The following is a 19,070-nucleotide window of genomic DNA, read 5'->3' as shown; positions in this document are numbered from 1 at the left end:
TCGAGGTAACAATGGCAGAAGAAAATCCCGAGCCCAACAAGCCCGAACCGGAAGAGTTCAAATTCAGCGGGAAAGCTAAACTTTTGGCGACAACCGGCGTGATTTGCGCCATGGGTGGATACATTTGCGGCGACAAAATCGATGAAAACGACAAGCTGAATCTAACGGAAAGACCCTACGAAATGGCAGAGCAGTTGTTGCAAGAGGCAGCTCAAAAACAAGAAGAATGGTTGGAAATCAAAAAGAACTACCAAACAACCCTCCATCAGAAAAATCTTCAAATCGATTCCCTGGAGCGTTACATCTATCGACTTGAACCTTACGTCAAAGCCTATGAAGAACAAAAACAAGAAGTTCAAAAAATAGACGAGGAGCGGCAGGATTTTGTCCAAAAATACAACCAAATTTTAACCGACTATCAAAATGAAGAAAACGAAGTTCGCATCCGGGACAATCAAATCGACAGCCTAGAAACTCTAAATAAAAATTATGTCAAAGCAATCCAAGACCTGAACGACGAATACAAAGACCGCGCCCCCATCGAAAACGAATTTCAGGCAATCCACAACTGCGTCAACGCTCACGGCGAAACCATGTACTCCTACAAATTCAACGGGCAGGTCAAGTGCTGCATCAAGCACCTCAAAAAACTGCAAAAGCAATATCCCAACAACGATTTGACAAACATCCGAATCTCTTGCAATGACTAAAAAAAGCGACACCAAACCGACGAAATCCATTTCAAAAAAACAGCCAAAACATCCTCTTGTGCAAAAAATCGACGTTCTTCTAAAAAAGCAGGGGAAAAAGTTCAGCAGCGCCGTCCGAGACTTTCACGGTCACTGCGTTGACAAAAAAATACACGACGCCGAAGAAGGAACCAAAGACGAAAAAAGCTGGTTGTCAAATTTTAAAAAATACCGTTCCCGAATTTCGGAAAAATCCCAAGACTGCCCATACCGAATGTTGCAAGAACTTTTGCACTACCTCGAAGGAAACATCCCCATCGCACCCCAGCCCTTGCTGAATCTGGTCGAAAACGACCCCATCTGCGAAGCCATGAAAAAAGCATCCAAGAAAATCTATCAAGAAATCCAAGATTCGGACGACGAAAATTTTTGATTCACCCTTGTCCCCAAATGTCCCCACCACAGAATCTACCTTATAAACGTTGAGAAAAGGTCCTCAACTAATTCATAGGAGATTCTTTATGAAACCCATCGACAATCACGCCAACCAGCTGAACGCCAACAAAGGCACCTCCGGCGAAAACGCGCAGCATAAAGCCGCTCGCGACAACCACGCAAACCAACTCAATCCCAACAACTCACTCTACCAAGGAGACAAGAAATAACTTGGGCGTTTCCTGCCTACGGCAGGCCGCTCCCTGGCGTTATCGCCGCACCAAAAGTGTGGCGTCCGTTCAGCCTCGCCTATGCAATCATAAGCGAGTCCGAACCCATCCGGGCTGCGGTCGCTAACGCATTCGTCCCACGCCCCAAATGGCGCAGCCTGTCCATTCAAAACCGAAATCGGCAATTTCCCTTACGCATGAATCGCTCAGGTTGCGCTTTTTCACATTTTTTTTGCCCAAAGATTGACATTTTTATTTAATACGGCTAAATTTAAATTACATAGCGAGAAATCGCGACATTAGTTTTTGAGCTTTTGCTTCTTATTCTCAAACCGAAATCGGCAAAATTTCCACGCAGAGAATAGGATGGCGAACGCTCACGTCCCTTTCGGGGCGTGGGTCGTTGTTGCTTGTTTGTGCGTAAAGGTTTTGCCGAACCTCGGTTTGCAAGCAAGCGAAGAACGAACACCACGCCTTTTCTGTTTTTAAAAGGCCGGTTCAAAGTTCTCCAAAACCTATGTGTTGCACCAAGGAACTCTATGAAAAAACTGGCTTTTTTAGTCATGCCTCTTCTTATTTGGGGTTGCAGCGACAACATCACCAATCAAAACTTGAGCGAAGAGCAGTTGAATTCTCTTTTGGACAGTTTGAAAATTGCCGCCTACGACTCCATCTATCCAGAAGTTTACAGCGATTTGGATTCTTCCAAGCAGGCTTTTTTGGACAGTCTGAAAACAGCCGCTTACGACTCCATTTACCCGGAACTTTATGACAGCATTTACAACGACATTTATACCCAGAGCACCATCCATTCCCTGTCCGCATCCGTCTATATAATCAAAGAAGATATCTATACCGCTTTCGCCAACCAGTATCCGCTGATGTACAAAAATTCTGAATATCCCATTTCCGTAGATATCAAAAACAATTGTTCTTCATCTTCTTGGATAGATGTGTCTTCTCTTACGCAAGATTATTCATCCTATGCTCTTTCGTCCTCTTGCTCTGCCAAAAAAGTGGTTGTGAAAACATGGGTCGATGGATTCAGCGACACTACCAGCGTTACCCAAACAGTAAGCAATTCCTCTTCAACTCGATTTTCCCCAACCATTCATTTTTTGCCGGAAAAATATCTATCCCTCACCGCTCCTGTTCAAACCCATTTTCAAATCCGCGCCTACGCTCTCGAAAACGACAGAGAAATCCTGTTCTTTTCCTCCTCCGACCCCACTACAATTCATCCGGTACAAATCAACGGCGCAGAATACACCATCGTTGAAAATAGAAACTGGTGGTGGGGCGTCTGGGTTACCCCTGGCATGGATTCCTTGCAAAATATTCTAGACGAACTTTCTAAAAAATTGCCAGACGGAACTGTAAAAGTTTACCAAAAATATTCTGACGACAAAAGCATCGCCCAAAGTTCCTCACGCATCGTAAAAGCTGTTTTTGAAGTCCTTCAAGCGCGAGGCATCAATTACATACAAAATGAAAGCGCAGGTTCTAACGGGCAAAAAATCAAATATCCCATAGAAGTTTTGCGTACACGAGGCGGTTTGTGCATTGAAACAACCGTTCTTTTCGCATCCATTTTAGAAGCTTTGGGAATGCAGACATTCATCGTATCTGTTCCCGGACACGCCTTTGTCGGATGGCGCACGGAAAAAGATTCCAATACTCTTGATTTTGTAGAAACGACCCTTATCGACCATGAAACCAGTACTTACAAATACGCCAACAATTCCGCAATCGAACGCTACAACGAAGAAGTCGATGCGGGAACTTTTGAATCCGGCGAATCGGAGTTAATCGATATCGAAAAAGTTCGTAAATACGGAATTATGCCCAACGATATCCCATAAGGAGAATTACAATGAAAAAATGGACATTTATTCTATTCGGTTTATGTTCGATCCTTTTAACAAGCTGCGCTGTTACCACACACTATTCCCTCAAAGAAAACTGGATCGACGACAACGATTTGCAATACGCCCTGCAACATCCGAGTCTAAATGATTGGTATCCCAAAATGGGCGACCCCGTTGTCATCGAATATTCAAATGATACCATTTATTTTATCTACAATTATCACCCGACTTTATTCGCTTCCGTTAAAGACGGAAAAGTTTACAAGCCCACCAATAAAGATAAAGTAGAGGGTGCTTGGGGAACGCGAAATGAGCCCATCGGATTCCTCGTCCAAAACAATAAACTCGTCGGCATTCAGAGAATGGGGGAATATCAAACCGTCCAAGATAATCAACAAGCCGAGAAAAGAGAGCGTTCATGGATTCCGCTGATTGTAGGCGGAGTTGTTGCCGTAGCACTTCTCATTAGCATTGGAAGCATTTTCTAAAAGAGAGTTCTATGAAATACATGATCTTATTTTTTGCCCTTTGTACATCGCTTTTTGCCAACGACATGTGCAAATCCCTTTGCCCTTCCTGCTCGGCAAATTCTACCGATCCGACTTGTACTCGCGTGGATTCACTCTGCCACTGCAGCGACTTGCTGAACAAGCAATCACAAATGGAAACGGCAAAAGCCCTAAAGAAAGAACTCGCGATTTCTAGAATTTTAACCGCCTTCGAAAAGGGTTGCCACGAAGAGTTCTGCACTTTCCTTTTCATATTCGAAGGCGACTCCCTTTCTAAAATCAAAAAAACCAAAACGACTCTTACAGAAAAAGAACTTCAGGCTTTCCGTGTTTCCACCGATTCCCTTTCCGCAAAAGCCGACGAACCGCTTTTGACTTTAAGCGACGAATGCCAAAATTTTTGCGCTATTTGCCCAGAGGAAAAATCCGGAGACAGCACTTGCGCACGCATTGAAAACATCTGCGGCTGCAACGTCTTTGCCGAACAGCAGGCAAAACTCGCCGTCCAAGCAGAAGCCGACAGTATTCAAAAAATCCAAGCCTTTTTGCACAATCATGAAAATCGAAATGCTTCTGCAGCTTCCATTTACTCTTACCACGCCCAAAACGCGGCGGAAAATTTTTCGGTCACTCTGCGCAAAAGCGACTATCGAATTGTAGAGATTCGAAAAAGAGAAGAGCTGTCGCCCGCACAAAATGAAGCCATCATTACCTTCCAAAAAGACTCCAGCGGATTTAGCGACAGCCTCAAATTAGTAACGCCCTCTAATGCAAACGACTCGGTAAAAACTCCATCGAAATCATGGCGCGTATTTTATCCGGGCATTTCCCTTTACGGAGGCCCTATCTCGGAAACGGGACGTGGCGGTTACGATTGGAGTACCAGTATGGGCCTTACCGCAGGCCTTGGCGCCTTTATGCGCCTCTATTTTTACAAATATGGTTCCTTTCAATTCGGCGCAAATATCGTTTACCAATACGAGCAAAACGACATCGTCAACGTGGACTATTACGACTTCTATTATGGCCACTATCGAGATTTTAGTGCCGGGATTAATTCCCATCACATCACCGCCGAAATTCCACTCGAACTTCGAATCGGATTCCCCACCTGGCAATGGCTCAGCCCCTTTTTCAGCTACAACTTCAACATCCGAAAACCTCTTTGCCTCATCAGCGAACATTATGTCGAAGTCGATTATAATAGGAAATCGTACGACTGGGAACCAAACGGGTTCGAATCCGGCGATTTCGACTTTATGGGATTCTTCGGAATCGGCGCAGAAATTTTTCGACATGTTTCCATTGAGTTTCAATGGCTGATGCACTCCATCAGCACTTACTCCGAAGACACCACGGAACCTTACGATTCGGACGACACCTATAGACTCAAACTCGACTTCGCTTTTTAAAGGAAAACGAATATGAAAAAACGGCAGACAATTTTTTCAAAAGCTTTCGTACTAACTATGGTGATTTTTCTTTTCACCAGTTGCTCCGATGAAAACGCCTTCTCATCTATAAACGATGATTTCGAGGATTTCGCCGGGGAAGCAAGCAACGATACCGAAGAAAAAGGCAAATGCAAGCTTGGAACATCCTCTTATTCGGATTCCTGGTGCTGTGAAAATTACGGCTATCAATGTTCCTATTCTTCCAGCTCCAGCTACCAGAGCGAATCGGAAAAATGCAGACTCGGAACATCCTCCTATTCCGACTCCTGGTGCTGCACGAATTACGGCTACCAATGTTCCTATTCTTCCAGCTCCAGCTACCAGAGTAAAAACTATCTGGATGAACCGAAAAATATGACATTTGTCCTAACATATCTTAAAACCGGCACAGACTGGGACGGAACAAATACAAAAGGTGATCCCGTAATCTCCTTTACCATTCATGCAATATCTACTTACGGCGACACCCTGAAAACCATTTCCACCGGAAAATTATTGGACAAATCAGATATTATTGAATGGAGCGGCTTGTCCGGCTATGACGCGATTGTCCCCGCCTATACCGAAAAACTTAGCGTCTGTCCCAAAGTCATTGACAGAGACCTTTTGGACAACGACGATTATAGTTCGGGATACTGTTACAACGTTTATAATATCGGCAATTTAAGCGACAACTCATATCAATATCAATCGGACTACAAGAATGAAGATTGCGAATTGGAGTGGTATTGGTATTTGTATTGAGGGGGGGGGGCGCCTTCTTCCCCCAAAATAAATCTTTCCTCACACATACAAAAAGGAGATACCTTATGAAAACAATTCTCACCATCCTAATTTCTCTAAGCATAGCCTCTTCCATAAGTTACGCTTTTTTGGGAAGTTGTCAGGACAAAAGATTCAGCCGACAGATGGAATACAAACTGATGCAAGAATGCATGAGCAGTTCCTATTATTCCAGCTATTCCCAACAAGTTTCCAAATTGAACGCCTGCGCCTGCTATGTAGCAAGCCTTGCCTGCGAGTATGACGGAAAGGACAAAAAACTGAACAAGGCCGCAGAAAAAGGCAAACTCAAAAACGATGAAAAAGAATACAACAAATGTCTTGAAGACGCAAAAGATTAAAGCATGTCCGCACCAGATATTCTAGAAAAAATCGACGAATATATTGGCCACTGCAAAACAGAAATTTTGCGGCGCAAAAATAAACAAAACAAAAATAATCGAGTAACCAAAGAAGTCGCAGAACCACACTGCGACCCTTTTAAGGATTTTTACCAAAAGCGATTCGGCTTCGCCCCCTGCTTCAAGAAAATTTATGGCGACAAATACGTCGAATCCTACAAGGCGTCTCGGAAACGTTTGCAAAAGGGAAAAGGGACTCGCGGCGATTTTTTAAAAATAGAAAAGTTCTATGATGACCTGAAAAAGCACTTTCCCATTGCAGACAATTTATTTGAAAATCCAAGACTACCCGGAAACTTAAGCGCAGAAAATCCCAAGACACAGACGGTTGAATATTATTTGCATCCCAACTTGCAAAAACTAATGCGTGAAAAATCAAAGGAACTGGACAAAGTATTAGGAATTTCCAAAGAAAAATAGCGGGAACAAAATAACTTCTCAGGAACTTTGCAAAAACAAATTCTCATCGGCTACGAATAAGATAGCACAAAATACGACCTAGGACTGGAAAAGGAAAAATCAAGAACGTCTATAATCTATTCCTGTTTTTTTGCAAAAGGAAACAAGCTTTTTCAAATTATCAAGATTGCGGTAGGCGCAAGAACTAGGGCATATATCAAAACGATTGATTGGCAAAAAGACTCCAGAATCATCAATGTGTACTACAATTTGGAAATGCCAAAGCTTCCGTCTAAGGGAAACAATAGATTCAACGAATACAAAATCTATTATCGGGTACAGCGATGCAGATTCCTTAATTCCTGCCGAAGTCAAAGCGGGAGACAAGGCAACACCTTCTTTGAACAACTTGATTTCCAAAGAATGCTATAAGGACATCCATTACGGCATCAAGCTTTGCAATGGGAACATCGATTTCAACAAAAAATTTTACACATTCCCCTACTTCTGTGCGTTCTTATTAAAGCGTTTTATTCTGGAAACAAAAATTTTACCGCACGTCAACCTCTAAAAATTGCTTTGGCGAAGAAGTTGTGACTCTTGGTCAATAGACTGCTAGCGCGATGCGTTGCAGGTGATTTTTCAAGATGAATTTTTAAAGCTGTCCGCCATAAATTTCTCTCTTGCGCTGCGAAAAATCGAAACCCTTTTCCGGTGTTCAAAACTTGTCCCTTTTTGTCCCCTAAGAAGATCCTAGTTTTTCTTTTGTAAACGAAAAGACGTTTACGCTAAACTGAAGCACATTGTGGTTCTTTTTAGTTCAAAGTAAAAAACTTATCTGCATTGGCAGGTACCACACAAAATAAAAGGATTTCGCATGAAAAACTTTTCAACCTCATTGAGTATCCGTCGCTGCTCCTGCTGCGGAAAAAACGGCAAATTGAAAAAACTATATCCCGATTACACGACGGCAATGGAAAACGCCTATTACGCCAAGGAAACACGCAAAGCCATTTTGCACGTTTATAAATGTCCCGAAGGACTAGGCTACCATCTCACCAGCAACCAATACCAATACTGAGGAAAATCATGAGCCAAATAAAAGATTACGTCAAAATGATTGAAGGTGAAATTGCTTTAAAACTAGCGGGATACCAGACTAACTTTGTAGAAGCCCGCCAAATCGAATCCAGTGAAAAAGAAAATCGGTACCAACTTCTACCGTCCCCAAAAACACGCACTCATTTTGAAGACATTGTTGCAACATTTCGCAAAAACTTTAAAAATGGTCTAGGCTGTTACCAGATTCCAGAAAATGAAGTTCCGCATACAAAACTCTTAGATGAAAATTTTCGAAAAATTCTGAATTTTCGGGAAATAAAGGATAAAAAAAGCAAGGAAAAATCCTTTGTTGTGGTTTTGGATAAAAAAATTAATCCGAAAAACCTTCTTTGTATAGCACCAAACATAACGCAGCAAATTTTTGAATTGATTGCTCTAGAAGAAATCCAAAATCAGAATTTGATCTACGATTCTAATATCCGCCACCAAATAGAGAATTACAAAAAAGAAAACTTTATTGACGCTTTTCCATTTTTTAAATCCCTTTTCGGACAAGAAAAAATATCTCTTCAGGAATTTGAAAAAACGATACTGAAAGACAAGGACTATTATTTCTTAAACGATATAAATCGAAAAGGAACGGAAGAACAAAGAGACTTTATAAACAAAGCCCTTTCAACACCAGACATCGCCATTCTGAACGGGCCTCCAGGATCTGGAAAAACAACAAGTATCGTAGAACTCATTTACCAATTATTACTCCGTCAAAAAAGAATTCTACTAGTAGCTTCCACCAATGTGGCCGTTGATAATATTCTAGAAAAAATCTACCCAAATCTTCAAAATTTTTCCGCCAAACGTTACGGTGATTCCGATAATGAGCGCATTAGCTTTATCGGGAAAAATTTCCTTTCTGGAAAAAACTTTGCCTCTCTGGAAAGTAAGTCTTGGAAAGAACGGTTGAAGAATCCGCAAAATCCCGCACAAGAGAAATTATGTTCAATCATTGATCCAAAACTTTATGAAAAGAATAAAACTTTATACGAAATTTTGGAAGATAGTGCTCCGATTGTCGCCGGAACAACTTTTGGCGCAGCAATTCCAGAAATCAAAAAACTTTTTCGCACAAGCGAATTTTCCATAGAGCAGCCCTTCGATTATTTGATTATTGACGAAGCCTCCAAAACTACAATTCAAGAATTTCTTGTTCCCGCTATTCTATGTAAACATTGGATTATCATCGGGGATATCAAACAATTGCCGCCTTATGTAGAGGATTGCGATTTATCTTATAATCTGCAAATGCTTTATCCAGAAGACGCTAAAGAAAAAAAAGAATTTACCGTCGCCTCCGACACACTTTTAGTTTCTAAAACTTTTGGTAATAATCAAATTTGCATTCTTGTAGAAAAAGAGTCCGATTACGATTCTTTCCTCTACAAAAAATACGCTAAAGAAAACAACATTCTTGTTGCCGATGCAGACAATCCGGAAGATTTCGAAATTCTCCCTTATGCAGCCATTATTCTAGGCTCCATCAAATCATTCCATTCAATTCATTTCCAGATTTCTCCAAGAGTTACAACAGTTCGTCCAGCTTGCGACATAAAAACCGGAAGAATTCTTCATGAAGAAGAATTGCAAGAATGGTTTCATCTCGCACGATACAACCGCGAAAAAATTTTGAAACGTTTTGGTGAAAACTATCCGCGTGAATGGCACGATGAAATGAGCTGGCGAATGATTCGGCTTTTTGAGGAACGGGACAATATCACCAACATCCATAATGACATCCGTGTTTCTCTGAAGAAAGAGATCGAAAATCTTTTTCCCCAAAACAAGAATAAAAATTCTAGCCAAAACCTTGAAAAATTCAGACAAATTTATTTGCCATCCTGTATGGAGCTTTTTCTACGCGGTTTCGGTGAAAATCGAGATACGGCTCTTTTTCGAGGCATTCCTCAAGAATTTTTGAAATCAAGAATGACAACGCTTTCTTACCAGCATCGTTCCCATCCAGAAATTGCGCAAATTGCTTCCGAAGAATTTTACGAAAGCAAAGCAATGAAATCCGAACATATGCGAGGAAAGCGCGAATGGAATTATACGCGATACGGAAAGCAGCACAACTTTTTTGCCGACATTAAAGGGAAATGTAATTTTCGAAACTGCAATCAAAAAGAAATCGATTGGATTTCCAAGGAATTGCGAGCATTTAAAAACTTCGCCCAAAAATCGGGCGGGAAGTATTCCGTAGCCGTTCTTTCCTTTTATAAAGAGCAAGCCGAAAAACTGAAGCAAGAATGCAAAAAAATTTTCGACGGAAAAAATAACAACGTCCACTATGAAGCCGGATCGGTAGATTCCTTCCAAGGGCACGAAGCAGATATTGTTTTTTTAAGTTACAGCAACAGTCATCCGACCTGCTTTCTAGAAGCACCGAACCGATTAAATGTAGCCATAACACGCGCTAAGTATATGATGATCCATGTCGGTAATTGGAAAGCAATGAGCAAATCCCAAGGCGCACTCGGACGCATCGCCCAAAAGCTAGCCGCCGTGCGGAAATCTTTTTAATTCATCCATTTCAAAGGAAAAGCATATGAAAATCGACATTCAAAAAGACATCCAATTCATCATCGTCAAAGGCGAAATCCGCCGCATGACAGACAACCCATGGATTTCTCCGTTCCTTCAGTACATTGGGAAAAATCCAAAAGTTTGTCAGGAAACGCTTTGTCGAGATTTATTCGGCGATAACGGAAAAGCTCGTATTGCCGCTATAAAAAACATCCTTTTTTTCTTTTTAAATAATGGATTGCTTACGAGAAAAAACGATGAATACACATTGACTTCGGAAGGCAAGAATGCCTCCGAGATCGGTAAAATTTGGCAAGGCTACAAAGGTTGCTTCTTAGCAACAGTACTTCCCATTGAAGACACTTATTTGCTTTTGCACCTTCAAGATGTCCCCGATAACTGGTATGACAACGGAAAACAGGAAATGGAATATTTCGATGCGGAAAACATGACCGAATTTTGCGCAACATCTTTCATTTCCAATTCTCCAGAATTAAAAATTGACAAATTGGAACAGGAATACCGCCCAACATTCATTTCAAATACGACTTTTGACGCCACATTATCAAACGATCGTCTAAAAATTCTTATTTCCCTAAAAAACATCAAAGGAAATGAGGAATCCTTTGAAATTCGTTTCAGATTGACGAGCTACTTGGCGCAAAACCTGCGCGAAAAATACGATGATGATTATGATGAAGATGACGATAATGAATACACTTACAATTAAACCAGAAAGGAGGTAATAACGATGCCACAACCAACAAACAATCCAAACGGCGCAGGATTCCCATCCAAAACGGGCAATCCAAGCGGCGGCGGACGTGGAAATAATTCTCCGCGGAAATAAAGTCGTGTTCCCGCCTTTGGCGGGAACATTTTTCCATAAACAATGACATTTCAGAATTTTAAATATTTTTTAAGACATCTCTTCGTCTTATTTAATCGAGGATATGAATAATGACCGACAACAAATTTAAAAATCGAATCGATAACATTCTGCACAAAATTCACTCGATGAAAAAGTCCTTGAAAGATCAGTTCGTAAAAATCAAGCATTTGGAAAAAGAACTACATTCTCTATCTACAACAAACAAAGACCTTGAAACTAAAATTTCAGCTCTCCAACACCAATTAAATTCCAAGCAAGAAATACATAAAAACAGCACAAAGACAATTTCTATCCCAATTCTTTTAGAAGAATACTTTGAAAATGAAACTTTATTGAACTTGCTTATGGCGGCAAAAGAATACATCAAAAATCATGAGGGCGAAAAATCCGCCTGCAAAAAATCCCGCCCGATAGATGTTCTAAAAACCCTAACTCAAAAATACACGTCAGAAATTCAAAAATACGAAAAGCACCGCGATTCCATTTTGACAGCCGCCAACAAAGACGATTGGAAAAACACAAAGGACGCTTTGCAGTTTTTTCAGCTAGAACGGAAACAGGCCCAAAACAATCATTACCAAATACAGTTTAGTCGAAACGAAAATTACAGAACTACAGAAGCGTCAACGCGCAGCGATAAAAAAGGAGCAAAAAACGAAGCCAGCGACTTGAAACACGTTTTCTTTATCTAACTAAAGGCTCCGACAAGGGAGCCTTCGCTTATTTCATTTCTCCGGCAAATTCAAAGCCCGCTTTTTCAATCGCCGATTTTAAAACCGCCTCGTCGATTTTTCCTTTTACTGCCACGCTTTTTTTCGAAAGATCGACTGCGACACTTTCTACTCCATCCAAATTTTTCAAAGCGTTTTCCACACTCATTTTACAATGATTGCAACGCATTCCCTCCACTCGATAAAATTTGACCATTTGCATTTCGCAGTCGCAACCTTTCTGCGAGCGATGGCAACAATCGCCATGTTTCATAAATTTTCCACGCCATTTTGAAAAAATCATCAACGCCAACAGCAAAACGGCTCCGATATAATTGACGAGTCCCAAATGATGTCCCGAAAATTCTGCAGATCCCTGCGGAATCATATTTTCCAAAAACAAATCCATAAAGAACGTATCGACAATAAAGCCAAACGCCATAGCGCCAAAAGCAATCGAAACCAAATAGGCAACCAATGCCCGTCTCCCAAAATTTTTTCCCACGACAAGCATACTCGCAATACTTGTGGCCGGCCCAGCCATTAAAAGCACAAGAGCCGCTCCCGGCGTGATTCCCTTAGCCACAAGCGCCAAAGCCAAAGGAATAGAACCCGTTGCGCAAGTGTACATCGGCATGGCCAGCAGAAGCACGGCAAGCATGCAAAGCAAAGAATGCTCTCGCAAGACAAGGAAAAAATCATTCGGGACAAAGGCGGCAATCAGCGCACCCAGAACAAGGCCGATACACAGCCACTTGCTCACATTTCCGACCATTTCCACAAAACCGTATTTCGCGGTTTCTGCCATTTTTTTCGCAAAAGTTTTTGTTTTTTCCGTTTTACATTCCTGCGCTTGGGCCAGAGCAATAGGGATTTCTTTTTCTTTTCGAGTGGCAAAATTCGTCAATACGCCGCCGAAAATCGCTGTAGCAAATGCCGCTATCGGGCGCAACAAGGCAAAAGGCCCGCCCAGCAAAGAATATGTCGCTAAAATGGAATCCAGTCCCGTAGCCGGCGTTGAAATCAAAAAGCTGACACTCGCCCCCTTGCTTGCGCCCTCGCGCCGAAGCACTATCGCCGTAGGAATGACACCGCAGCTGCAAATCGGAAGAGGCACGCCAAATAAAGCCGCCCACACGACCGATTTTAAATTCGGCTTCGCTATTTTAGGAATGTAGAGCCGATTAGGAATCCAGACGTGAATGATTCCCGCTAGCAAAAAGCCCAACAACAAAAAGGGTGCCATCTCTGCAAACAACACGCCTAGTTGCGGCAAAAACTTTTCAAAAATCACTTCCTGCACAAACATTTTACTCTCCTTTCTTGTGCAAAATATGAGCCAATCCCGTATTGAAAATCAATCCGATATGTTCATCGTCAAGGGAATAGAATATTTTTCGCCCTTCCCGACGAGGTTTCACCAAATTTGCCGTGCGCAAAATCCGAAGCTGATGGCTTACCACGGACTGTTCCAAATTCAATTGTTCCGCAATTTCACAGACCGATTCTTCTTTGCCCAAAAGAATCTGGATGATGCGGATTCGAGTCGTATCGCCAAAAAATTTGAAAAATTCCGAGAGCTCAAAAAGGACATCCATCGAAATTTCCGAGCTTTTCTCTATATATGAACACTTATTCATATTTTCATATTTAGAAAATCTCCATTTTTTGTCAAGGGCATTTCCCCATTTTAAAATTTCTATTCCGAAAAAAAACACGAAACCCCTGCACAATGTGCAGGGGTTTACAAGGGTGGGTAATCGGACTCGAACCGACGACAACCAGAATCACAATCTGGGACTCTAACCAATCTGAGCTACACCCACCATTAGTGAGCGCCTCAAATATAGCAAAGCTTCCGAAAATTCAAAGGGTTTTCCCCGAATTATTCTTCACTTTGATTCTTGCGACGCATCAAACGGATAAAATTAGCCCGTTTAAAATCATTGCGGTGTTCGTTGCAGAACCTCGGATAGATAAATTGCTTCGGAAACACCTTGATTTCAAATAAATTGCCACAGCCTTCCAGACAGCAGCGGAACTTGAGATCCAAAATATCGGTATAATTATGACGAAAAACAATGTTCTTCGCATCGATATTTTCCACGTCTTTTTTCTGCTTTTGACGATTTTTGATATCCCGATGCTTTTCGCAATACTTGGCAATGGGATGTCCCCAAAATTCCGCTCCGCAACCAGGCTCTTGACAAATCTTGAGCTTAACGCGTTTCTTTTTCTTGTACTTCGGTAACTGCATAGCGCTGTAAATTTACTAAAAATCTGTTTGTTTTTCAATTTTTTTCCTTTTTCCGGCATGTGGAACGTCTTATTTCGTAGAATTTCATCTTGGAGAGGCTTTATGCAAAAAACAGGAAAATATTTTTGGACGTTCATCGCCATCTTAGCCGTCTTCACCGGCTGTAGCCAAGCGGATATTTCGGCAGAAACCGCCGATTGCGGAATGGGTTCGATTGATTTTTTAGATGTGGGGCAAGGACTTGCCATACTTTTTTCGGCGGAAAATGAAAACTGGAATGCGCTTTATGACACCGGAAACGACTCAAACGGTTTCGGGGACACCCTCAAAAACCGACACATTGAACACTTGAACTGGGTGCTCGTCAGCCACTGGCACAGAGACCATGCCGGCGGGCTTTTGGAATGGACTGCCGACTGGAAAATCGATACGCTGTTCTACGGAAGCGATACGGGCGGAAGCTGGCTTCGGGATAGCGTTTTTAAACTGGCGAAAAAATTCGGGACCCCAGTCGTTCCTGTAATCCGAGGAAGCAAATTGCCTTGCGCCGGATGGGATTGCAAAATTTTATGGCCTCCAGATTTTTTGCGTTTAGAAGGCAACAACGCCAGTGTCGTGCTGCAAATGGCAGATGGAAAAAGGCGCACCCTGTTCACCGGCGATTTAGAAAGCGAATTTGAACAATATCTGCTGGATATTTCCAGGGATCTGCACGCAGACCTGTTGCAAGTCGGCCATCACGGTTCCAAAACCAGTTCTTCCATTGCTTTTTTGGAACAGGTATCCCCTGCGATTGCAGCCATTTCCGCGGGAAAACAAAATCCTTATGGACACCCCGCAGCAAGCACCCTTCAAAAATTATCCTTATTCATCCCGGATTCTTCCCACATTTTGCGTACAGACCTTCTGGGCTCCTTCTCCATTAAATGGAAAATCAATAAGGCCCTGTGGATTGAAAAATACTAGTTTAGCCCTATGCCGCATCATTTTTATATTCCCGTAATGGGGACCGGATTTACCGCCGACACTCCCATTCGAGTTTCCCATTTAGGAATCGATTCCGCCATATCGTTGGTCGATGATAAACTTTTAGAACGCATCGGTTTATATTACGCCCAAAAATTCGCCATTCCCTACGAAAAAGTCGCCAGCTCGGAAAAGCACTCCCGAGCCGAGCGGATTCGTCGCTACTTGAATTTAATTCACATCCTTGCTCAAAAAAAATTTGAAAGAACAGTTGCCGAACCTTTCACCGGCAATTCCAACAAGGACCGCTACTTTTTGCTGCTGCCGACTCAAGACCCTTTGCGCATTCAATATCTGCAAATGCGCGAAATGCCCGCAGGCGACGAGCGCATAAAAACGGAAAAAGAACTGACTCAAAAGATGCAGCCCGGATCCATTGATGTCAATATCATGGTCAAATTGGACAGACCCGATTTCGAAGATGCTCGGGAAGCGCTTCGGGGCTATGCGGAATCCACCCTGAATGGGAATACCCGTTTGATTTTAAGTGCGGGAATCAATCAAGCGTTGTTTTCGGAAATGGAAAAATTTCCCTGTTTCTACCGAAACGCCAGTGGGCAATTCGACAAAAAAATTTCGCTTAAGGTTTCGGATTTTCGTTCAGCGCTCATCCAAGGGAAAACCCTCGCTCGAAAAGGCCTTGAAGTCAGCGAATACCGCGTAGAATCCGGGTTGAATTGCGGAGGGCATCTGTTTCCTTCCCAAGGCGAATTGCTGCCCGTCATCTTGCAAGAAATGCAAGAAAAAAAAGAATTGCTTTGTTCATCATTAAAGCCCGCTTTGCAAAAATACTATGCAGCGCACCATCTGGATTCTAGCCGTCTTGACAAGCCATGCACTCCGCTGTTTTCTGTCCAAGGAGGCCTTGGCAACGCCCAAGAAGCGGAATTTCTCATGCGCCGTTTTGGCTTTGACCGTTGCGGCTGGGGCACTCCGTTTTTACTGGTTCCCGAAGCGACCCTTGTCGATACCAGCACTCGGGAAAAACTCGCCGAAGCGAATGAAAACGACATCTGGATGAGCAACGCATCCCCATTGGACGTTCCCTTTAGCAATCTCAAATCCAGCGGTTCCGAACAAAACCGCATTCGAAAAATCGACATAGGCATTTTCGGTTCCGATTGTCCCAAAGGATTTCTGCAAAACAACACCGAATTTTCTGAACGGTTGATTTGCACCGCCAGCAAGGAATACCAAAAGAAAAAAATCGCCGAAATTTTGTCGAAGGACATTCCGGATTTGCAAAAGCGCGAACAGATCCGCAGAGTCCAAGAAAAAAGCTGCATTTGCCACGAACTCGGCAACTCCGCCCTGATTTCTTTGGGAATCGAACGAGAGGAAATCGCTCCGCAGGCCATTTGCCCCGGGCCCAACATCGCCTACTTTAACCGACTTTATACTTTATCCGAAATGGTCGATTTTATTTACGGACGAAAATACGATTTGATTTCTTCCCAAAGGCCGAATTTATTTGACCAGGAAATTTCCCTATACCAAAAATGGATTCAATCGGAAAAATCCAAAAGCAACTCCGAAGCCCGCGAAAGCTGGCTGAAAACCGCCGAAGAGAATTTGCATCGAGGAATGGAATTCGTGCAAAAGCTCGTTCCCGAGATGCAAGCCACAAAATAAATTCCTAAGATAGGCAGCACCAAAATGACAAATGAATTTTTAGAGGTTCCCACCATCTGAACGAAGGTATTAAAGCAGAAGCGACCAACATCGGTGATTGCCTACCGATTCGTTTCATCCAAAATTTTAGTTTCTACTTCACAAACTTCTCGATGACGCACTTGTGTTCCTTACTTTGTTCGTCGTAATTTACGCCGACAAACAGCAAGTCGCCGCTGTATTTTTCAAGTGCCGCGCCATAGTTCTTTGCGCGAATCTGCTCCAACGCAGTCTTTTCACACTTGTTGCGCTTCAATTCGATAATCAGCGCTGGCGTGTTCGGCACGTACGGAATCATCGCTACGTCGGCGACGCCTTTGCCTGTGGGCAATTCCTTTACAATTGTGTACTTCAAGTTTGCATAAAAATAAGCAAGGCAAATCACCGCCTGGAAAGTCCCCTCGTTATTATAATTCAGATTGTTACAAATTTGCTCGTGCGCCTTGTCAAGCGCAATCGCCACCGCATCCGAATCGCATTCGATGGTGCTTTCCACCAGCTGCTTGCTGGAATTCACCAATTCCATCAGGCCCTTGTAATCGGGAGAAAATTGCACCGAAAGAATCCACTGGTCGCGCACCTCGCGGTTCGGGATGTAGCATTCCTCGGCATCCTCGTCGTATGCCAAATAGCCAAGGTGAATCAAGTAGGTAAACACATCGTCCTTGCTGTGAAAATCTGTCATCGTGTTCAGGTAGCTGTTCACATCCACTGGAATACGTCCCCCGGCAATCATTGTTTTTACATCGTCAAGGATTCCTTCAAAATTCATCAGGATGAAATTTTTGAGAGCCTCGTAAGACCCCGTCTGAGTCCAGTAGCTCTTGAATTTTTTCCGTCGGACAGCCGAAATGATGGATTCCGGACTGTAGGTTTCTATGCCGTTAATGTTGTATCCATCGTACCAACGCCTGCATTCGTCCATATCTAGGCCGTACTCCTGGCATAAATCTTGGACTTCAGCACTTGTAAAGCCGACAAATTCCGCCAGGGACCAAGAATCGCGCATTGTGTATTCATCAAACACGTTCAACTTGGACTGCACCTTGTCACGGACGATGGGCAAAATTCCCGTAACGTAAGCCATAGCGATTGCCGGAGCGAGGTTGTCGTTCTTGAACATGGCGTTCAAAAAATTCAAGTAAGACTTGAAAATCTCTTCCGAAACGCGTTCACGGATTAGCACGTCGTATTCGTCAAGAAGGACAACGAACTGTTCGCCTGTCGTGGCGTAGATTTTGAGAAGAGCATCGGCAATGCTATCGTCTTCGGTGATATTGCTCGCAGGGAAGGCCGGTATGAGTTCCTTAACTACAGCTCCATTGAAAATCGGGGTAATATCCCTTGTCGAACGATCGACCTTTTCTTCCTGTTCTTTTTTTGACAGGTTGGAATAAAACGAGTTTACATCCAGCTTGATCACGTTGAATTTATTCAGATACTTTTCAAAACTTGGGTCTTTCGAAAATTTTAAGTTCTTGAACAACTCGCGGCTATCACACCCCTTGCTAAAATAGGCGCAAAGCATGTTGAGGGCCATCGTCTTTCCAAAACGACGCGAACGGGACACGCAAAGGAACCGTTTTTCAGTGCAGACAAGACGATTCACTTCGGCAATGAGCATAGACTTGTCCACGTATGTGGGCGAATTCATGCTAATTTTTAGACTTTCGTTGTTTGGATTGACGTAAATACCCATATTATGAATATATAAAAATGCTTAGGGGCGGTCAGCAGAAGCCAAGATTCGAGGTTTCTCCATATAGGATCAAGTGTTTCAATAACTTCACCCGGCTTGCACCATCCTCTCGTGTTTCAATGGTTACAAAGCGTCCTCGAACTCGTCCAGTCGCATTTGCCTAGAGATACATGCAGTTCCAAAATGCTTTTTATAGAGTTCAAAGATTTTCGCCCATTCTTCTGTGTGTTTCTTATACATAAAAAGGGACTTATATACAAAACTCCACCCGATTTGCTTGGTTGGTGTGCTTCGACAGGCTCAGGGACCGGTTGTCGAACCATGGTTAGGGATTAGGGGTTAGCGACTAGTGATCAGTGATTAGTTGAAAGCTGATAGTCGGAACTGATAACTGATAACCGAGTT

Annotated in this window: 20 protein-coding genes and 1 tRNA gene; 16 read left to right on the top strand and 5 right to left on the bottom strand. The window is 42.7% G+C overall.

Features of this window, described 5'->3' with window-relative positions; all coding sequences use genetic code 11:
- Window positions 1–11 precede the first annotated feature (11 nt).
- The 14 genes from B5D40_RS09735 to B5D40_RS09675 all read left to right on the top strand — a co-directional run bounded on the left by B5D40_RS09735 (window position 12) and on the right by B5D40_RS09675 (window position 11,994).
- Window positions 12–710 carry a hypothetical protein gene (locus B5D40_RS09735; RefSeq protein ID WP_078776765.1) on the top strand — a complete coding sequence of 233 codons (699 nt, stop codon included), beginning with the start codon at window positions 12–14 and terminating at the stop codon, window positions 708–710.
- Window positions 703–1,122 (top strand): hypothetical protein, encoded by a 420-nt coding sequence (locus B5D40_RS09730; protein WP_073303113.1) that lies wholly within the window; start codon window positions 703–705, stop codon window positions 1,120–1,122. The genes B5D40_RS09735 and B5D40_RS09730 overlap by 8 nt, the downstream gene beginning before the upstream one ends.
- Window positions 1,123–1,210: 88 nt before the next feature.
- Window positions 1,211–1,354 carry an alpha-amylase gene (locus B5D40_RS09725; RefSeq protein WP_078776764.1) on the top strand — a complete coding sequence of 48 codons (144 nt, stop codon included), beginning with the start codon at window positions 1,211–1,213 and terminating at the stop codon, window positions 1,352–1,354.
- Window positions 1,355–1,893: 539 nt separating this feature from the next.
- Window positions 1,894–3,216: a hypothetical protein gene (locus tag B5D40_RS09720; RefSeq protein ID WP_078776763.1), complete on the top strand. Its 1,323-nt coding sequence runs from the start codon at window positions 1,894–1,896 to the stop codon at window positions 3,214–3,216.
- A gap of 11 nt (window positions 3,217–3,227) precedes the next feature.
- Window positions 3,228–3,710 carry a hypothetical protein gene (locus B5D40_RS09715; protein WP_078776762.1) on the top strand — a complete coding sequence of 161 codons (483 nt, stop codon included), beginning with the start codon at window positions 3,228–3,230 and terminating at the stop codon, window positions 3,708–3,710.
- Window positions 3,711–3,721: 11 nt separating this feature from the next.
- Window positions 3,722–5,143: a porin family protein gene (locus B5D40_RS09710; protein ID WP_078776761.1), complete on the top strand. Its 1,422-nt coding sequence runs from the start codon at window positions 3,722–3,724 to the stop codon at window positions 5,141–5,143.
- Window positions 5,144–5,155: 12 nt separating this feature from the next.
- Entirely contained in the window at window positions 5,156–5,929 is a 774-nt protein-coding gene (locus B5D40_RS09705) for a hypothetical protein (RefSeq protein ID WP_078776760.1), read from the top strand.
- Between the two features lie 65 nt (window positions 5,930–5,994).
- Window positions 5,995–6,309: a hypothetical protein gene (locus B5D40_RS09700; protein WP_078776759.1), complete on the top strand. Its 315-nt coding sequence runs from the start codon at window positions 5,995–5,997 to the stop codon at window positions 6,307–6,309.
- 237 nt (window positions 6,310–6,546) lie between these two features.
- Complete coding sequence (locus tag B5D40_RS15335) at window positions 6,547–6,789, top strand: hypothetical protein (protein WP_143394534.1); 243 nt, start codon at window positions 6,547–6,549, stop codon at window positions 6,787–6,789.
- A 235-nt stretch (window positions 6,790–7,024) separates the two neighbouring features.
- On the top strand, window positions 7,025–7,339 hold the full coding sequence (locus tag B5D40_RS09690; RefSeq protein WP_078776757.1) for a hypothetical protein: 315 nt from the start codon (window positions 7,025–7,027) through the stop codon (window positions 7,337–7,339).
- A 306-nt stretch (window positions 7,340–7,645) separates the two neighbouring features.
- Window positions 7,646–7,849: a hypothetical protein gene (locus B5D40_RS15330; protein ID WP_143394533.1), complete on the top strand. Its 204-nt coding sequence runs from the start codon at window positions 7,646–7,648 to the stop codon at window positions 7,847–7,849.
- 8 nt (window positions 7,850–7,857) lie between these two features.
- Window positions 7,858–10,407 carry an AAA domain-containing protein gene (locus B5D40_RS09685; RefSeq protein ID WP_159446927.1) on the top strand — a complete coding sequence of 850 codons (2,550 nt, stop codon included), beginning with the start codon at window positions 7,858–7,860 and terminating at the stop codon, window positions 10,405–10,407.
- Between the two features lie 25 nt (window positions 10,408–10,432).
- Window positions 10,433–11,140, top strand: coding sequence for a hypothetical protein (locus tag B5D40_RS09680; protein WP_078776755.1), 708 nt, complete (start codon window positions 10,433–10,435; stop codon window positions 11,138–11,140).
- 287 nt (window positions 11,141–11,427) lie between these two features.
- Window positions 11,428–11,994 (top strand): hypothetical protein, encoded by a 567-nt coding sequence (locus B5D40_RS09675; RefSeq protein WP_143394532.1) that lies wholly within the window; start codon window positions 11,428–11,430, stop codon window positions 11,992–11,994.
- Window positions 11,995–12,022: 28 nt separating this feature from the next.
- On the opposite strand, the gene B5D40_RS09670 is transcribed toward B5D40_RS09675, so the two are convergent.
- The 4 genes from B5D40_RS09670 to B5D40_RS09655 form a co-directional block, all read right to left on the bottom strand.
- Window positions 12,023–13,321 carry a permease gene (locus B5D40_RS09670; protein WP_078776753.1) on the bottom strand — a complete coding sequence of 433 codons (1,299 nt, stop codon included), beginning with the start codon at window positions 13,319–13,321 and terminating at the stop codon, window positions 12,023–12,025.
- A gap of 1 nt (window position 13,322) precedes the next feature.
- Entirely contained in the window at window positions 13,323–13,652 is a 330-nt protein-coding gene (locus B5D40_RS09665) for an ArsR/SmtB family transcription factor (RefSeq protein ID WP_078776775.1), read from the bottom strand.
- Between the two features lie 111 nt (window positions 13,653–13,763).
- Window positions 13,764–13,838 (bottom strand) — tRNA-His (locus B5D40_RS09660).
- 59 nt (window positions 13,839–13,897) lie between these two features.
- On the bottom strand, window positions 13,898–14,269 hold the full coding sequence (locus B5D40_RS09655; protein WP_073304505.1) for a hypothetical protein: 372 nt from the start codon (window positions 14,267–14,269) through the stop codon (window positions 13,898–13,900).
- 102 nt (window positions 14,270–14,371) lie between these two features.
- On the opposite strand from B5D40_RS09655, the gene B5D40_RS09650 reads away from it, so the two are divergent.
- Together B5D40_RS09650 and B5D40_RS09645 are read left to right on the top strand one after the other, a co-directional pair.
- On the top strand, window positions 14,372–15,235 hold the full coding sequence (locus B5D40_RS09650) for a ComEC/Rec2 family competence protein (protein WP_158222197.1): 864 nt from the start codon (window positions 14,372–14,374) through the stop codon (window positions 15,233–15,235).
- A 9-nt stretch (window positions 15,236–15,244) separates the two neighbouring features.
- On the top strand, window positions 15,245–16,927 hold the full coding sequence (locus tag B5D40_RS09645; RefSeq protein WP_143394531.1) for an HFCD family protein: 1,683 nt from the start codon (window positions 15,245–15,247) through the stop codon (window positions 16,925–16,927).
- Window positions 16,928–17,060: 133 nt separating this feature from the next.
- Here B5D40_RS09645 and B5D40_RS09640 read toward each other — a convergent pair whose 3' ends face one another.
- Entirely contained in the window at window positions 17,061–18,665 is a 1,605-nt protein-coding gene (locus tag B5D40_RS09640; protein ID WP_078776750.1) for an AAA family ATPase, read from the bottom strand.
- Between the last annotated feature and the right edge of the window lie 405 nt (window positions 18,666–19,070).

It is taken from the genome of Fibrobacter intestinalis (assembly GCF_900167415.1).
Classification (GTDB): Bacteria; Fibrobacterota; Fibrobacteria; order Fibrobacterales; family Fibrobacteraceae; genus Hallerella; species Hallerella intestinalis.
Note: the sequence above shows the minus strand (reverse complement) of the source record. Positions and strands in the feature narration are given on the sequence as shown.

Bases quoted from the DNA above. Each gene is read 5' to 3' on its own strand.
- B5D40_RS09670 (WP_078776753.1), bottom strand. From the start codon at position 13,321: ATGTTTGTGCAGGAAGTGATTTTTGAAAAGTTTTTGCCGCAACTAGGC.
- B5D40_RS09690 (WP_078776757.1), top strand. From the start codon at position 7,025: ATGTGTACTACAATTTGGAAATGCCAAAGCTTCCGTCTAAGGGAAACA.
- B5D40_RS09735 (WP_078776765.1), top strand. From the start codon at position 12: ATGGCAGAAGAAAATCCCGAGCCCAACAAGCCCGAACCGGAAGAGTTC.
- B5D40_RS09665 (WP_078776775.1), bottom strand. From the start codon at position 13,652: ATGAATAAGTGTTCATATATAGAGAAAAGCTCGGAAATTTCGATGGAT.
- B5D40_RS09710 (WP_078776761.1), top strand. From the start codon at position 3,722: ATGAAATACATGATCTTATTTTTTGCCCTTTGTACATCGCTTTTTGCC.
- B5D40_RS15330 (WP_143394533.1), top strand. From the start codon at position 7,646: ATGAAAAACTTTTCAACCTCATTGAGTATCCGTCGCTGCTCCTGCTGC.
- B5D40_RS09705 (WP_078776760.1), top strand. From the start codon at position 5,156: ATGAAAAAACGGCAGACAATTTTTTCAAAAGCTTTCGTACTAACTATG.
- B5D40_RS09640 (WP_078776750.1), bottom strand. From the start codon at position 18,665: ATGGGTATTTACGTCAATCCAAACAACGAAAGTCTAAAAATTAGCATG.
- B5D40_RS09645 (WP_143394531.1), top strand. From the start codon at position 15,245: ATGCCGCATCATTTTTATATTCCCGTAATGGGGACCGGATTTACCGCC.
- B5D40_RS09725 (WP_078776764.1), top strand. From the start codon at position 1,211: ATGAAACCCATCGACAATCACGCCAACCAGCTGAACGCCAACAAAGGC.
- B5D40_RS09685 (WP_159446927.1), top strand. From the start codon at position 7,858: ATGAGCCAAATAAAAGATTACGTCAAAATGATTGAAGGTGAAATTGCT.
- B5D40_RS09680 (WP_078776755.1), top strand. From the start codon at position 10,433: ATGAAAATCGACATTCAAAAAGACATCCAATTCATCATCGTCAAAGGC.
- B5D40_RS09700 (WP_078776759.1), top strand. From the start codon at position 5,995: ATGAAAACAATTCTCACCATCCTAATTTCTCTAAGCATAGCCTCTTCC.
- B5D40_RS09715 (WP_078776762.1), top strand. From the start codon at position 3,228: ATGAAAAAATGGACATTTATTCTATTCGGTTTATGTTCGATCCTTTTA.
- B5D40_RS09675 (WP_143394532.1), top strand. From the start codon at position 11,428: ATGAAAAAGTCCTTGAAAGATCAGTTCGTAAAAATCAAGCATTTGGAA.
- B5D40_RS09720 (WP_078776763.1), top strand. From the start codon at position 1,894: ATGAAAAAACTGGCTTTTTTAGTCATGCCTCTTCTTATTTGGGGTTGC.
- B5D40_RS09655 (WP_073304505.1), bottom strand. From the start codon at position 14,269: ATGCAGTTACCGAAGTACAAGAAAAAGAAACGCGTTAAGCTCAAGATT.
- B5D40_RS09650 (WP_158222197.1), top strand. From the start codon at position 14,372: ATGCAAAAAACAGGAAAATATTTTTGGACGTTCATCGCCATCTTAGCC.
- B5D40_RS09730 (WP_073303113.1), top strand. From the start codon at position 703: ATGACTAAAAAAAGCGACACCAAACCGACGAAATCCATTTCAAAAAAA.